12 protein-coding genes are annotated in these 13297 nt (G+C 56.8%); 7 read left to right on the plus strand and 5 right to left on the minus strand.

Going from position 1 to position 13297, the window contains the following annotated elements:
- Positions 1–13: 13 nt before the first annotated feature.
- Entirely contained in the window at positions 14–2308 is a 2295-nt protein-coding gene (locus M2Q46_RS06995; RefSeq protein WP_302356939.1) for a bifunctional (p)ppGpp synthetase/guanosine-3',5'-bis(diphosphate) 3'-pyrophosphohydrolase, read from the minus strand.
- An 83-nt stretch (positions 2309–2391) separates the two neighbouring features.
- Between M2Q46_RS06995 and M2Q46_RS07000 the strand changes: the two genes are divergently transcribed.
- Positions 2392–2910, plus strand: coding sequence for a flavodoxin family protein (locus M2Q46_RS07000; RefSeq protein WP_021446876.1), 519 nt, complete (start codon positions 2392–2394; stop codon positions 2908–2910).
- 181 nt (positions 2911–3091) lie between these two features.
- Here M2Q46_RS07000 and pncB read toward each other — a convergent pair whose 3' ends face one another.
- Positions 3092–4267, minus strand: a complete 1176-nt coding sequence (gene pncB, locus M2Q46_RS07005) for a nicotinate phosphoribosyltransferase (protein WP_035272486.1) — start codon at positions 4265–4267, stop codon at positions 3092–3094.
- Between the two features lie 240 nt (positions 4268–4507).
- On the opposite strand from pncB, the gene fdxA reads away from it, so the two are divergent.
- From fdxA to M2Q46_RS07035, 6 genes are all read left to right on the plus strand, one after another.
- Complete coding sequence (gene fdxA, locus M2Q46_RS07010; RefSeq protein ID WP_009456619.1) at positions 4508–4831, plus strand: ferredoxin FdxA; 324 nt, start codon at positions 4508–4510, stop codon at positions 4829–4831.
- A 212-nt stretch (positions 4832–5043) separates the two neighbouring features.
- Complete coding sequence (locus M2Q46_RS07015) at positions 5044–6267, plus strand: polyhydroxyalkanoate depolymerase (RefSeq protein WP_009456621.1); 1224 nt, start codon at positions 5044–5046, stop codon at positions 6265–6267.
- A 52-nt stretch (positions 6268–6319) separates the two neighbouring features.
- Positions 6320–6961 (plus strand): RnfABCDGE type electron transport complex subunit B, encoded by a 642-nt coding sequence (locus M2Q46_RS07020; protein ID WP_302356941.1) that lies wholly within the window; start codon positions 6320–6322, stop codon positions 6959–6961.
- Positions 6958–7596 (plus strand): endonuclease III, encoded by a 639-nt coding sequence (gene nth / locus M2Q46_RS07025; RefSeq protein ID WP_026483118.1) that lies wholly within the window; start codon positions 6958–6960, stop codon positions 7594–7596. Before M2Q46_RS07020 ends, nth begins: the two co-directional genes overlap by 4 nt.
- Before the next feature lie 244 nt (positions 7597–7840).
- Positions 7841–8554 (plus strand): ATP-binding cassette domain-containing protein, encoded by a 714-nt coding sequence (locus M2Q46_RS07030; protein WP_035272484.1) that lies wholly within the window; start codon positions 7841–7843, stop codon positions 8552–8554.
- Between the two features lie 328 nt (positions 8555–8882).
- On the plus strand, positions 8883–9524 hold the full coding sequence (locus M2Q46_RS07035) for an OmpW family protein (protein WP_009456629.1): 642 nt from the start codon (positions 8883–8885) through the stop codon (positions 9522–9524).
- Here M2Q46_RS07035 and M2Q46_RS07040 read toward each other — a convergent pair.
- Genes M2Q46_RS07040 through M2Q46_RS07050 form a run of 3 tightly spaced genes read right to left on the minus strand, consistent with a single transcriptional unit; the run spans position 9521 to position 13175 of the window.
- On the minus strand, positions 9521–10303 hold the full coding sequence (locus M2Q46_RS07040; protein ID WP_250755921.1) for an ABC transporter ATP-binding protein: 783 nt from the start codon (positions 10301–10303) through the stop codon (positions 9521–9523). The genes M2Q46_RS07035 and M2Q46_RS07040 overlap by 4 nt on opposite strands.
- Positions 10300–12132: an ATP-binding cassette domain-containing protein gene (locus M2Q46_RS07045; protein ID WP_021446877.1), complete on the minus strand. Its 1833-nt coding sequence runs from the start codon at positions 12130–12132 to the stop codon at positions 10300–10302. Before M2Q46_RS07045 ends, M2Q46_RS07040 begins: the two co-directional genes overlap by 4 nt.
- A 5-nt stretch (positions 12133–12137) precedes the next feature.
- Complete coding sequence (locus M2Q46_RS07050; protein ID WP_035272757.1) at positions 12138–13175, minus strand: branched-chain amino acid ABC transporter permease; 1038 nt, start codon at positions 13173–13175, stop codon at positions 12138–12140.
- Between the last annotated feature and the right edge of the window lie 122 nt (positions 13176–13297).

The following is a 13297-nucleotide window of genomic DNA, read 5'->3' on the forward strand; positions in this document are numbered from 1 at the left end:
CGATTTTAGCAGTTCAGGACGAGTAGCGGCGGGCGCTGACGCCCGATAACTCGTTCAAGGCCGCTAAAGCCTTTTGAATTTGCTCGCCATCACGCACTTCAATAGTAAATATCATGCGCGTCAACGAGCGGCGACTCAAGGTGTTGATACCCGTTACGTTCAAACGCAGGCGGGCAAACACTTCCGAGAGATCACGCAAGAGGCTGGGATGCTCCTGAGCCTCAATGGCCAGATCCACGGGATACTGAGTATCCCCCGTATCGCCCCAATCGACGCTAATAGCCCTTTCAGGTTGTCGATCAGCCAGTTCCTGGTAGGACTTGCAGTCGGCACGGTGTATGGACACTCCCCGGCCACGAGTCACAAAACCAGCAATCAGATCAGGGGGTGCGGGACGGCAGCAACGGGCCAGCTGCGTCATTAGCGAATCTACACCCACCACCAGCACGCCGCTTTTCCCGGTCTTGGAAACACTTTCCCGGGCCGCATCAAACACACGCTGTACGGGTTCTTCCTCCTGCACATCCTCACGGAACAAGGCATCCACCTGGCGCAGGCTGAACTCATCCTTGGCCACGGCAACATACAGGTCATCCGCCTTGGCAAAGCCCAGCTGTTGCGCCATCTGCTCCAGATTCACGGCCGTACGACCCAGCCGTTGCAACTCTTTTTCGACCATGCTCTGGCCTTGGGAGATGCGCTGCTGCAATTCAATCGCGTTGAACCAGGCGCGCACCTTGGAGCGCGAGCGTGGGCTGGCCAAAAAGCCCAACTGCACGTTCAGCCAGTCACGCGATGGACCGCCGGATTTGGCCGCCACAATCTCTACCGTCTGACCAGTCGACAAGCGCGTGGACAAAGGCACCATCTGCCCATCAACCCGCGCACCCCGGCAACGATGGCCCAGATCGGTATGCAGGTAGTAGGCAAAGTCCACCGGCGTCGCCCCCACAGGCAGCTCGATAACCCGAGCCTGCGGCGTCAGCACATAAATATGTTCGTCTTCCTGAGCCTTCAAAGGCCTGGCAACAGCCGGTTTCTTGCTGGCAACGGGCTCTACTACCTTTTCGGAAGCCGAATCTTTACTGCTGTCTGCTTGCAGGCCAGGCTCGGTAGCGTTCGAGGTGGACGCCTCCCTGTCCCAGGCCAGCAATTGACGCATCCAGGCTATCTTTCTATCGTCCTCACCATCGGCCACCTGCTGTCCGCCTTGGGCTCCAGCCTCCTTGTAGCGCCAATGGGCAGCCATCCCGTATTCCGCGAACTGGTGCATGTCGCGCGTGCGGATCTGAATTTCATAGCAGCGCCCCTGTGCATCCGCAATAACGGTATGCAGGGAACGGTAGCCATTGGGCTTGGGCCGGGAGATGTAATCGTCAAACTCCTCGGGCACCGGCGTCCACAGCGAATGCACTACCGCCAGGGTGTGGTAGCAGCTGCGCTCGTCATCAACAATGACACGCAAGGCGCGCAGATCAAACAACTGATCGAAATCCAGATGCTTGTTGCGCATCTTGTTCCAGATACTGAAGATATGCTTGGGCCGGCCTGAAACCTCAGCCACGATATGCTCGCGTTTCAAGGCTGCCAGCAGTTGGTCGCGCACCTGACTGATCAGGGTTTCGCGCTCTACGCGCTTGTCTTCCAGCTTACTGGCAATATTCTTGTAGACCTCGGGATTCAGAAAGCGAAAGGCCAGATCTTCCATTTCCCACTTGATCTGCCAAATCCCCAAACGATTCGCCAAGGGCGTATAAAGCTCCAGCGTTTCACGCGCAAAGTCGACCGGGCAGACGGTCTTGGACTGTCGATACCAGCGCAAGGACTGCAGGCGCGAAGCCAGACGCATCATCACAATGCGCAAGTCAGCGGCCATTGCCAGCAGCATCTTGCGCTTCATTTCCTTTTGATCGCCCCCGCCTGTCTGCTCCTTGGCCTGGCCTGTCAGCGAACCCAGACGGTACAAGGCGCGCGAGCCACGTACCAACGTCATGACTTCGGCACCAAAGGCTTTCTGAACCGGGTCCTGCTTGACCTCCGGCCCAGGAGCAGGAGTGACGGCCAGCAAGGCGCTGGCACGGGTTTGAGCGTCCACACCCAAGCCAGCCAAAATAAGCGCTACCTGAGCGCAATGGCTGTCCAAGGGTTCGCCGGTACTTCCGGCCAGATCCAGCAAAATAGGCCCCGCCCAGTCGGCAGCCGCCTGCAATAGCGTACGCCCTGCTTCATCCAGTCCGTGGCTGGCTTGCGCGAACCATTGAGGATTGAAGGCCGACTCGGCCATAGGGGGAGAAGCGGTGTGATTCATGTGGATTACGTCGATGTGGCCACTCAGCGCTGAAGTGGCTCTCTATACTGTAGACGCTAGTCTATCACCGCGAGTAAGAGCTTATGAGTCTGAACACATGCCGCCAGCTTCTGTTGATTTGGCACTCCCGTACCGGCGCCGCCCGTCAACTGGCCGAACAGGCTGAGGAAGGCGCGCTGCAGGTCCTCAAAGAACTGGGCGAGACAGAGCAGGTCTGTATCAAACGCTTGCATTGTGATCAGGTGCAAGCACAGGATTTGCGCGATTCCCACGCCTATTTGTTCTGCGCGCCCGAGAATCTGGGCAGTCTGAGCGGTGCCATGAAAGAATGTCTGGACCGGAACTATTACGAGGTGCTGGATCAACTCAACGGGCGTCCTTATTCCGCCCTGATCAGTGCGGGTAGCGATGGACAAGGTGCGCAACGGCAACTGGAGCGGATTTGTACGGGCTGGCGGCTGGAGCTGGCCGCCCCCATCCGTATCTTCAATTTTCACGCCCAGACGCCAGAAGCCATTCTGGCTCCCAAGACCTTGAGCGAAGAGCAAATTGCCCAGGCTCGGGAAGCCGGTGGGCATCTGGCGGCACTGCTGTGTCTATGAAAAAGCCCTTTGCGTGTGCAAAGGGCTTTGATTCAAACTTTTAGTGCTATAGCTTTATCGCTTTAAAACGATGCCGCCCGTCTGAAATCACGAGCATCACTGACTACGATGCTCTTAGCTCCCCTACCCAAGCAGCATTTGCCTCAAGCAGCAAGGACCTCAAGAAGGGAAGCCTCAAGCTCTAAGCCGGAGGCAGCTGAAAAACCTGCCGCAAGTAAGCCAGATACGCCGGATCATCACACATGGTCTTTTCAGGCGCATCCGAGACTTTCGCCACGGGCTGGCCATTGCAACGCACCATCTTCATGACAATCTGCAAGGGCTCATGGCCCAGGTCATTGGTCAGGTTGGTGCCTATCCCGAAAGACACCTTGCAGCGGCCGGCAAAACGCAGGGCCAGCTCAATGGCTTTGGGTATGGTCAAACCGTCAGAGAACACCAAGGTCTTGGTACGTGGATCGGTACGGTTGGCCTGATAGTGCGCCAGCAGGCGCTCGCCCCAAATGAATGGGTCACCCGAGTCATGGCGAGCACCGTCAAACAGCTTGCAGAAGTACATGTCAAAGTCGCGCAGGAAGGCATCCATGCCGTAGACATCCGACAAGGCAATACCCAAGTCACCGCGATACTCTTTGGCCCACACTTCCAGAGCAAAAATCTGCGAGTCACGCAAACGGGGGCCCAGAGCCTGACAAGCCTGCAAGTATTCGTGACCCATGGTGCCCAGCGGCGTCACCCCATACTTCATGGCCAACCAGACGTTGCTGGTGCCCGCAAAGTGCGGCTTCATCTGCTCGATCATGGTAGTGACCACTTCTTCGTGCCACTGCTTGGAAAAGCGGCGGCGCGTACCGTAGTCAGCCACACGAAAGTCGCTCAGGGCCGGATCATCCACCACCAGCCGCATCTTGGACTGCAGACGCTCGCGCCCTTCTGCCCATGGCGGCTGCGGACATTCGTTGCGAAAGTAAACCTCGTTCACAATGGCCAGCACCGGGATCTCGAACAGGATCGTGTGCAGCCAGGGCCCCTGAACCGAAATTTCGATCTCGCCGGGCACATCACCGGCCTGCACCTGAATGCAGCGCTCGGGCAGGTGGAACAAGCCCAGAAAATCGACGAAGTCGCTTTTGATAAAGCGCAGGCTACGCAAATAATCCAGCTCGGCGTCTGAAAAACGCAACTGGCACAGCGCGTGAATTTCCGCCCGAATCTCGTCCAGGTACTGGCTCAAATTAATATTGGGAGTACGGCACTTATAGCGATACTCCACGTGCGCAGCCGGGAAATGATGCAAAACAACCTGCATCATGGAAAACTTGTACAGGTCCGTATCAAGTAAAGAGGTAATGATCATCACAAACCTACCGATTTTGATTGCGCAACCATAGCACGGGCGCCAGTTCTTGCGTACAGCTATCTAGCAGGTGAGCTATTGCGCCATCTCAATAAGCAAGAAGCTGAATATTCGTTAAAATCGAAAGATTCGATTTAAATCCCATTTTTATCGTTCAGGCCCTGTGCGTTGTCGCGCACCCCATCCACGGCCCTTTGCCGTGACTGACCGCCTTAGCGATACCGCAGGAGTGTTACTGAAATGACCCACGTCGTCACCGAAAACTGTATCAAGTGCAAATTCACCGATTGTGTGGATGTGTGCCCCGTCGACTGTTTTCGTGAAGGCCCGAACTTTCTGGTGATTGACCCGGACGAGTGCATTGACTGCGCCGTCTGTATTCCCGAATGCCCGGCCAATGCCATTTTTGCTGAAGAAGATGTGCCGCAGGATCAAGTTCCCTTCATCGAACTGAACGCAGAACTGACGCCTATTTTTGCCAGCATCAACCGCTCCAAGAAACCGCTGGAAGATGCGGACGACTGGAACGGTGTGGAGAACAAACTACAGTATCTGGAGCGCTAAGCCCTTCGCTCGCTCTATAGAAGTCCGACCCGGTGGCTGCGTTCCTATCCAGCCACTCTTGCGCCCAATCTCGCCTTTTGATAAAAAAACTTGCCGCACTGCAGCAAGGGAAAATCCCAAGTACAGAGGAACGGTAAACGTCGTATTGTTTCCCACAGGAATAAGCATATACATTCCTCTGTATCAAATTAGGCAACACCAAGGCGCACACTATGCTTTACGATCTGCACGAACTTCAGCGGTCCTTTCTGGCCCCGCTGGCTGCCTTTACCGGCACCAGCTCCCAATGGTTCTCCAACCCATACAGTCCACTGGCCTACACGCCCCTGTCGCGCCAACTGGCGGCGGCCTCTGAACTGGTACACCGTATCGGCAAGGATTACGAAAAGCCAGCCTGGGGTCTGAACGAAACCCGGATCGACGGCCAGACCGTTGCCGTGCGCGAGGTCGAACACCTGAGCAAGCCCTTCTGCAAGTTGATCCACTTCGAGCGCGATCACCCCAAAGCCGCTCAGGACCCCACAATTTTGCTGGTAGCCCCTTTGTCCGGCCACCACGCCACCTTGCTGCGTGAAACCGTACGTGCGCTGTTGCCCGATCACTCCGTCTATGTCACCGACTGGATTGATGCCCGCATGGTGCCCCGTTCGGCCGGCCCCTTCCATCTGGACGATTACGTTCTGTATGTGCAGGAGTTCATCCAGGCGCTGGGCTCGAAGGTGCACGTCATGTCGGTTTGCCAGCCCACAGTGCCAGTACTGGCTGCCGTCTCGCTAATGGCGACCCGCCGCTCGGCCGTGATGCCGCGCAGCATGATCATGATGGGTGGTCCCATCGACACGCGTCAGTCGCCTACGGAGGTGAACCGTCTGGCCACGACCAAGTCCTATTCCTGGTTTGAAAACAATCTGATTCATCGCGTGCCCACCAAGTACCCCGGTGCTCACCGTCGCGTGTACCCCGGCTTTTTGCAGCATGCCGGCTTTGTGGCCATGAATCCGGATCGTCACGTCAGCTCGCACTACGACTTTTATCAGCATCTGATCAAGGGTGATGATGACGACGCACAAGCACACCGCCGTTTCTACGACGAATACAATGCCGTGCTGGATATGCCTGCCGAGTTCTATCTGGACACGATCCGCATTGTGTTCCAGGAGCACCGCCTGCCCAAGGGCCAATGGCACGTGCATGGCGAACAGGTGCGCCCACAAGATATTGATGGCGTAGCCTTGTTCACCATTGAGGGCGAACTGGACGATATTTCCGGCCAGGGCCAGACCCATTCGGCTCAAGCGCTGTGCGCAAAAATTGCCCCTGAACTCAAGCAACAATTCACCGCACCCAACTGTGGGCATTACGGGATTTTCTCCGGAAGTCGCTGGCGCACGCTGATCTGTCCTAAAATCAGGGACTTCATCCGTCAGCACAACTGATATTTGGCTCAGGCCGTTTCTGACGGGGCCAGTTGGCCCCGTTTTTGCATTCATGTCCGACACCTTAATACGGCGCATTGACGCCCTGCTCCCTCAAACCCAGTGCACCCGCTGTGGTTACGACGCCTGTCTGCCCTATGCCCAAGCCATCGCGCTTGAGGGCGAGGCCATCAACCGCTGCCCGCCAGGCGGGCAGGAAGGCGTACAAGCCCTGGCCGAGCTGCTGGGTCGTGAGGCCCTGCCCCTGGATCCGTCCTGTGGCGAATTCACCGGCCCCAGTCGGGCGGTGATTATCGAAGAACACTGTATTGGTTGCACCTTGTGCATCCAGGCCTGTCCGGTGGACGCCATTATTGGCGCCAACAAGCTGATGCATACCGTGCTGGCCGATCGCTGCACGGGCTGTGAGCTTTGTGTACCACCCTGTCCGGTGGACTGCATCAGCATGGTGCCCACCGACGACTGGAGCGCCGAACAGGCCGCTCAAGCACGCCTGGATACCGAACAGCGCCGGGAGCGCCTGCTGAATCGCCACAAGGAAAGCTCGGACCTGGCGGCCCGTACCCTGGCCAATAAACCCGTTCTGGCCAATGATGCCAATCAGGCTGATAAACGCGAGGCATCCATCGCCTCTGCCCTGGCTCGCGCCCGTGCCCGCCGTGCCAGCAAGACTGCAAGCGGAACCACACCATGAACGCTGCCAAGCGCTACGAGATTTTCAGTCGTTTTCAGGCTGCCAACCCCAAACCCACCACCGAACTGGAATACGCTGACACCTTTCAGCTGCTGATTGCCGTGATTTTGTCGGCCCAGGCCACTGATCGCTCCGTGAACCTGGCCACAGCCCGATTCTTTCCCGAGCATGGCACACCGGAAGGAATTCTGGCCATGGGTGAAGAAGGCTTGCGCGAGGCCATCAAGACCATCGGTCTGTACAAGACCAAGGCCGCCAATGTCATCAAGACCTGTCAGATGCTGCTGGACTTGCATCAAGGCAAGGTTCCCTGTGATCGCGCCGCTCTGGAAGCGCTTCCCGGTGTAGGTCGCAAAACCGCCAACGTGGTCTTGAACACCGCGTTTGGCCTGCCCACCATTGCGGTAGACACACATATTTTCCGTGTAGCGAACCGCACCGGCATTGCGCCCGGCAAGAACGTGGTCGAAGTGGAAAAGAAGCTGGAGAAAGTCATACCCAAGCCTTTTTTGCTGGACGCTCACCACTGGCTGATTTTGCATGGCCGCTACATTTGTGTAGCCCGCAAGCCCAAGTGCCCCCAATGCGGCATCTCGGATTTGTGCGACTTCAAACCGAAAACCGTTAACACTTAAGTAACACATACCCGGTTTAACAACATTTGTTTACCAAACAGTGCATTAAACCGGACCATCCTATGACAAACCCGCATAGTTTTGCTTCGTCGGCGCTTCCATACTGAAACGCATGAAGGACTCTGCCTATAGTTTGCTGGCGATGGAATCACCGCGGTAAGAGGCAAAGGACGCGTAACGGGTTCCTGCGCCGACCAGCCAACGTACAGGCCCATATTGACGACTCACGACAAGGAGCGTTCTCATGACACGGGCTGCCCTGGATATTGAGAATCTGTACGCCTGGCACCGAGAGTTCCCGCTCTTGCGCGGTTTGAATTTGCAGGTCGCTTCCGGCGAAATCTGCACTGTCTTGAGCCGCAACCGGGCCGGCCGCAGCGCCATGCTACGCGCCATCGTGGGTTTAACGGATAGCCGCCGCGGCTCCATCCGTATCCAAGGCACCGAAGCCATTCACCTGAACCAGCATCAGCTGGCAGATCTGGGCGTGGGCTACAGCCCCTACGAACAAAGCATTTTTACCGGTTTGAGCTGCGAGGAAAACCTCCTGCTGCCGCCTGCCATAGGAACAGCCCTGGGTGGTGGAATGTCGCTGGTACAAATCTATGAACTATTGCCCAGTCTAGAGCAGCGTCGCCACCATATGGCTACCCACCTGTCTACTGGGGAACAAAAGATACTGGCGATTGCGCGCTTGCTGCGCACGGGTGTGAATCTGCTGCTTCTGGACAAGGTATCCGAGGGCTTGGCCCCGGTGCAGGCCCAGACACTGAGCAAGTTGATCTGCACGCTGCGCAATGAGGGCTACACCATTGTGCTGGCCGAACAATGCCCGCAGTTCTCGGCAGAGTTCAGCGATCAGTTTCATGTGCTGGAACAAGGGCAAATTATCGAGCGATTCAGCCGCAACGAATTAAGCCATAAATACGAAGCCCTGCACGCACTCCTGAATGTATGAGCACTTGATTCGCCAAGCTCCAAACCTGCGTCTTCCCCCTACTTGTCCTTGCCTGGAAGGCAGGTACAGGATCCCAATAAACAGGCATCCCGAAAAGTGGAAAAACGCCCAGAAATAACCGGACGGGTTCCAAGGCTTTCTATTTCCGGGCTGTTACCAGGTGATGCTAAAAACAGACATAGCGGCCAAATTGGCCTCGCATGAATTCTGCTTACTTGATCTACAACAAGGTCAGGCGGCCAACTACCTCTGAAGCTTGCTTTGGATCAAATCCGCGGACCCAGCCCTCATGCACTCTGTAGGCTTTACACACACCTACGGAGCTCCTATGAAATCCCGCCACTTGATTCCAGGTCTGCACCTGTCCTTGCTTGCTGTTGGACTGGCCGCTGTTTTGTACGCGCCTCAAGGCCAAACACACGAAGCGGGTGATTTCTTGCTCAAAGGTGGCGTGACCTGGGTATCCCCAAAATCCAATAACGGCTCTGTGGCTGACGGCACCGTCAAGCTGGACGTAGGCAATAATGCTCGCCCCAGCTTCTCGCTGACCTACATGGCCACCCGCAATATTGGTATTGAGCTGCTGGGCGCTTTCCCCTTCCAGCACAATATCGACAGCAATCTGGGTCGTATCGGCAAGACCAAGCACTTGCCCCCAACCCTGAGTCTGCAATACCACTTCCTGCCTGACAGCGACTTCCAGCCCTACGTGGGCGTGGGCGTGAACTACACCATGTTCTTTGACACCGAGTCGCGCGGTGCTCTGGCGGGTTCCGACCTGAAGCTGAAAAACAGCTGGGGTTTTGCTGCCCAGGTCGGTGTGGATTACAAGCTGGACAAGAACTGGTTCCTGAATGCTGACGTACGTTACATCAGCATCCGCCCAGACGTGAAGCTGAACGGCCAGTCCATTGGCAAAGCCAAGCTGGACCCCGTGGTTGCCACCATCGGGGTCGGCTACCGCTTCTAAGCTGTCGCCTCTTCCTGCTCGCGTTTGCCCTGCCCCAAGCCCAGATAGCTTTCTATCACTCGGGGATTATGAGCCAGGTCAGACGCGGGCCCTTGCAGCACCACATCGCCCGTCTCCAGAACATAACCGTAGTCAGCCACTTGCAAAGCGGCACGCGCATTTTGCTCGACCAGCAAGATGGCCACGCCGGTACTGCGCAGTCGGGCAATGATCATGAAGATCTCCCGCACCACACGCGGCGCCAGGCCCAGACTGGGTTCATCCAGCATCAGCACTTTGGGTTGCGCCATCAAGGCACGGCCTACGGCCAGCATCTGCCGCTCCCCGCCTGACAAAGTCCCTGCCAGCTGTGTACGACGCTCTTTCAAGCGGGGAAACAAGGTGTAGACCTTGTCCATGGTGTCGCGCCAACCGGGATGGCGGGCACGATACAGGCGAAAACCGCCCAGCAGCAGATTGTCTTCTACTGTCATGCTGCCAAACAGCTCGCGGCGCTCTGGCACCAGGGAAATACCGGCCGCAACGCGACGCTCCACTTCCCAATGGCTGATCTCCTGCCCTTCGTACTGCACCGAGCCTGTGCTGCGGCCCACACTGGGCAAAGAACCCATCATGGCATTGAGCAAAGTGGACTTACCGGCGCCGTTGGCACCAATCACGGTCACAATGCTGCCGGCACGCACGTCCAGGCTGGCCCCCATCACGGCACTGACTTTGCCGTACTGAGCCGCCAGATTGTCTACCTTCAAAATAATGTCTTTCGATTGTGCCGAACTCATAGCGCTGCTCCTGCCGAGGCGGGCTCATTGACCTGATCCAGATCCAGGTCGTCATCAATACCACCCAGGTAGGCTTCCAGCACGGCTGGATTTTCCTGAATTTCCTTGGGCAAACCTTCGGCCAGCTTGGTGCCAAAGTCCATGACCACCAGCTTGTCCGTCAAATTCATGACAAAGTCCATGTCATGCTCCACCAGCAGAATGCTCATGCCTTCGCTACGCAGCTGATCCAGCACTTTGGCCAGTTCCTGCTTTTCCTTGTAGCGCAAGCCGGCAGCCGGTTCGTCCAGCAGCAAAAGCAGCGGATCAGAAGCCAGAGCACGGGCAATTTCCAGAATACGCTGTTGGCCCAGGGCCAGATTGCCCGCCTCTTCGTACAGATAGTCACCCAGACCCACACGCTGCAGCTGAACAGCCGCTTCGTGCAACAGCTCGGCTTCGCTGCGACGCTCGGTATGCAGGACAGCGGACACTACACCGACATTCCGACGCAAGTGAGCGCCCAGTGCCACGTTCTCCAACACAGTCATCGTTGGCAGCAACTGCACGTGCTGGAAGGTACGGCCCACGCCCAGACGAGAAATCTCGCGTGCAGGTTTGCCATCAATCCGCTGCCCCAGAAAGCTGACCTGACCACTGGTGGCCGACAGCACGCCGGTAATCAGATTAAAGGTCGTGCTCTTGCCCGCACCGTTAGGACCGATCAGGCCCATGATCTGACCTGCATTCAAGGTGAAGCTGATGTCATTCACAGCGACCAGGCCACCGAACTCCTTGCGGATCTTGTTCACTTCCAGAACCAGCGAACCGGCCTGCGGACGCTCACGCTGCGGCAAAGCCTCGGCTTGTGGAGGAGCAGCCTGATGACGCTTCTGTGCACCGAAAACCTGTTCCCAAGCCTTTTGCAGAATGGGCCACAAACCGTCGCGCGCGTACTGCAAGATCAGAACCATCAAGATGCCGAAAACGATCAGCTCGAAGTTGATGTCGGTATTGAGCAGTTTGGGCAACCAGTTCTGCAACTGGTCTTTCAGGCTCAGCACCAGGGCTGAACCCAGAACGGCACCCCAGACACTGCCAGCTCCGCCCAACACGGCCATGAACAGATATTCAATACCGTAGTTCAAACCGAAGGGGCTGGGCGAGACAGCGCGCTGGTAGTGCGCGTAGAGCCAACCGGACACACAAGCCAGCAAAGCGGCGTAAACGAACACGATGACCTTGTAATTGGCCATGTTCACACCAAAGGACTCGGCCATGCCGCTGCCATGCTTCAGAGCGCGAATAGCACGTCCGGGACGGGAGTTCAGCAAGTTACGCGTACCCCACATGGCCAGCAAGGCAAAGGCCCAGATCAGGTAGTAAATATCCCGACCGGAGGACAGGGAAATACCGAAGAACTCCAAAGGAGCAATACCGGAAATACCATCGTACTGACCCAGAAACTCCAGATTGCCGAACAGATAGTACAAGGCCAGGCCCCAGGCCAAGGTACACAGAGGCAGGAAGTGTCCGGACAAACGCAGTGTGATCGCGCCCAGAATGTAGGCCACCATCATGGTAATGGCCATGCCAATCAGCAGATTGAACCAGGGCGACCAGCCCAGGCGAGCCGTCAGGTACGCCGTAGTGTATGCACCCAGGCCCACAAATGCAGCCTGACCAAAAGAAGTCAGACCACCCACGCCAGTCAACAACACCAGACCCAGCACGACCAAGCTGGTCAAACCAATATAGTTAAGCTGGGTAATCCAGAACTCGGGCGTTGCGCCCAGCTGCGGCAAAACCAATAGAACCGCAATAAATAGTAGCGTCAGCCAGTGTCTCATGTGATTTACTCCTCATCATCCACGTGCTTGCTACCGAAGGAGCGCCACAACAACACCGGTATCACCATGGTAAATACAATAACTTCTTTGTAGGCACTGGCCCAGAAAGAGGAAAACGCTTCCAGTACACCCAGGAACAAAGCGCCCAGCAGGGTGACGGGATAGCTGATCAGGCCGCCAAAGATTGCAGCCACAAAGCCTTTAAGACCAATCAAAAAGCCCGTGTCGTAGTAGATGGTCGTTACAGGCGCAATCAGCATGCCTGACAAGGCACCGATGGCCGCAGCCAGAGTGAAGGTCAGGGATCCGGACATATTGGTACTGATACCCACCAGACGGGCACCACGACGGTTCACCGCCGTTGCACGCAGGGCGCGACCGTAAAGGGTCTTACCAAAAAAGCCCCACAAGGCCAGAATCAGGACCACGCAGGCGCCCATCACAAAGAAGGTTTGAGCGGACCAGCTCACTGCACCCAGGGACACTTCACCTTCCATGAAGGGAGGCGTGCGCCAGCCTTCCGGACCGAAGAACACCAGGCCCAGACCCGTCAGCGCGAAGTGCACGGCGACCGAGGTAATCAGCAGCACCAGCACACTGGCTTCGGCGATAGGCTGGTATACCAGGCGGTAGACCATAGGGCCCAGAGGAATCACTACCGCCAGCGAGAACAGCACGGCCACCCACAATGGCAGCTCCGAGCTGACAATGGCGGGAGCGGCAAAGTAAACCGCGACAGGGATCACGATATTGACCAGAAACTTGCGGGGCATGCCGGCCAGGCTGCGGCTGCGCAAGGCAGAGAGCAACTCCAGCAAGAACACCAGCGCACCAGCGATCAATAGCAAAATAACGGTTCCCGGCATGCGGCCATTGACCACAAAGGCCAGGGTCAAGGCACCAAAGGTGACGAACTCACCTTGCGGGATAAAGATGACGCGGGTAACCAGGAAAACCAGAACCAGGGCAAGCCCGAGCAAGGCATAGATGGCGCCATTCAATATGCCATCCTGCAACAAAATTAAAGCGATGGTGGTATCCATGTCGGACAACATCCTGTACAACAAAAAGGGCAAAGGGCTTACGGCAAACGCAGGCCTGTAGCGGGAACGGGTGCCAGGATCAGCCAGCACCCGCCTTGGAAAAAACCGGCTCTTGAGCCGGT

Source organism: Alcaligenes sp. YSL9, assembly GCF_030515105.1.
Classification (GTDB): Bacteria; Pseudomonadota; Gammaproteobacteria; order Burkholderiales; family Burkholderiaceae_B; genus Alcaligenes; species Alcaligenes phenolicus.

What these genes read in the sequence shown, in the direction of transcription:
- fdxA (WP_009456619.1), top strand. Translation starts at nt 4,508, where the DNA reads ATGACCCACGTCGTCACCGAAAACTGTATCAAGTGCAAATTCACCGAT.
- M2Q46_RS07020 (WP_302356941.1), top strand. Translation starts at nt 6,320, where the DNA reads ATGTCCGACACCTTAATACGGCGCATTGACGCCCTGCTCCCTCAAACC.
- M2Q46_RS07030 (WP_035272484.1), top strand. Translation starts at nt 7,841, where the DNA reads ATGACACGGGCTGCCCTGGATATTGAGAATCTGTACGCCTGGCACCGA.
- M2Q46_RS07035 (WP_009456629.1), top strand. Translation starts at nt 8,883, where the DNA reads ATGAAATCCCGCCACTTGATTCCAGGTCTGCACCTGTCCTTGCTTGCT.
- M2Q46_RS07045 (WP_021446877.1), bottom strand. Translation starts at nt 12,132, where the DNA reads ATGAGACACTGGCTGACGCTACTATTTATTGCGGTTCTATTGGTTTTG.
- M2Q46_RS07050 (WP_035272757.1), bottom strand. Translation starts at nt 13,175, where the DNA reads ATGGATACCACCATCGCTTTAATTTTGTTGCAGGATGGCATATTGAAT.
- pncB (WP_035272486.1), bottom strand. Translation starts at nt 4,267, where the DNA reads ATGATCATTACCTCTTTACTTGATACGGACCTGTACAAGTTTTCCATG.
- M2Q46_RS07015 (WP_009456621.1), top strand. Translation starts at nt 5,044, where the DNA reads ATGCTTTACGATCTGCACGAACTTCAGCGGTCCTTTCTGGCCCCGCTG.
- nth (WP_026483118.1), top strand. Translation starts at nt 6,958, where the DNA reads ATGAACGCTGCCAAGCGCTACGAGATTTTCAGTCGTTTTCAGGCTGCC.
- M2Q46_RS06995 (WP_302356939.1), bottom strand. Translation starts at nt 2,308, where the DNA reads ATGAATCACACCGCTTCTCCCCCTATGGCCGAGTCGGCCTTCAATCCT.
- M2Q46_RS07040 (WP_250755921.1), bottom strand. Translation starts at nt 10,303, where the DNA reads ATGAGTTCGGCACAATCGAAAGACATTATTTTGAAGGTAGACAATCTG.
- M2Q46_RS07000 (WP_021446876.1), top strand. Translation starts at nt 2,392, where the DNA reads ATGAGTCTGAACACATGCCGCCAGCTTCTGTTGATTTGGCACTCCCGT.